Source organism: Vibrio sp. Vb1026 (assembly GCF_033338745.1).
GTDB classification, from domain to species: Bacteria; Pseudomonadota; Gammaproteobacteria; order Enterobacterales; family Vibrionaceae; genus Vibrio; species Vibrio alginolyticus.
In genome coordinates this window covers 1-1,086 of the sequence record NZ_JAWOTH010000179.1, presented here as the reverse complement: position 1 = coordinate 1,086, position 1,086 = coordinate 1, and the positions used below count along the sequence as shown (strand labels likewise).

Sequence of the window (1,086 nt, the reverse complement as noted above, 5' to 3'; positions counted from 1 at the left end):
TTCCGCTGCATGACAAGCAAAAAGTCATTCTTTTTTCACATTAACTCTCAATTGGGACGCGGTATATAACATAACCACATAGATAAAACATTTGTTTATATAGTGTTCAATAGATTGGGGAGTTTATGGGGCTGGCAATCATTCATAGTCGGGCAAGTGTCGGGGTGCAAGCGCCGTCAGTTAGTGTGGAAGTGCATATCAGTAATGGCATGCCCGGCTTTACTCTCGTTGGGTTGCCGGAGACTACGGTAAAGGAATCCAAAGATCGTGTACGCAGTGCGATCATCAATTCAAATTTCCAGTTTCCAGCCAAGCGCATTACGGTCAATTTGGCCCCAGCGGATTTACCTAAAGAAGGCGGTCGTTTTGATTTGCCTATCGCATTGGGTATTTTGGCGGCTTCAGAGCAAATCGCGACAGATAGGCTCAAAAACTACGAATTTGTTGGCGAATTAGCCCTGTCTGGAGGGTTAAGACCTGTCAAAGGTGTGCTTCCTGCCGCGTTGGCTGCAAGCAAAGTAGGACGTCATTTGGTGGTGCCTCATGTCAATGGCGATCAAGCAGCGTTGGTGGGCAAAGAGCAACATAAGTCAGCGCAATCCTTACTTGAGGTGTGTGCGGAGTTATGTGGTCAGCATCGTCTCAATCTTTATCAAACTCCGAAGCGAAAAACGGTTGAAAAGCATGGTCGAGATCTACAAGACATCATTGGCCAGCAACAAGGCAAGCGTGCTCTAGAAATTGCGGCGGCTGGAAACCACAACCTACTTTTCCTTGGTCCTCCTGGTACAGGAAAAACCATGCTGGCATCGCGTTTATGCGACTTACTGCCGGAGATGAACGACGAAGAAGCGATGGAAACGGCTTCAGTCGCATCACTGACGCAAAGTGAGATTAATGAGCACAACTGGAAGTCGCGTCCGTTTCGTGCGCCGCACCATTCCAGTTCGATGGCGGCATTAGTTGGTGGTGGCTCGGTGCCAAGACCAGGTGAGATTTCTTTGGCTCACAATGGGTTATTGTTCCTTGATGAAATGCCGGAGTTTGACCGTAAAGTGTTGGACTCGTTACGAGAACCGCTGGAGT

At 48.3% G+C, this 1,086-nt stretch carries 1 protein-coding gene; it reads left to right on the top strand.

From position 1 onward, the window contains the following. Positions 1 to 125: 125 nt before the first annotated feature. On the top strand, positions 126 to 1,086 hold a 961-nt coding region (locus tag R7E47_RS25125), incomplete at its 3' end, for a YifB family Mg chelatase-like AAA ATPase (RefSeq protein ID WP_318085512.1).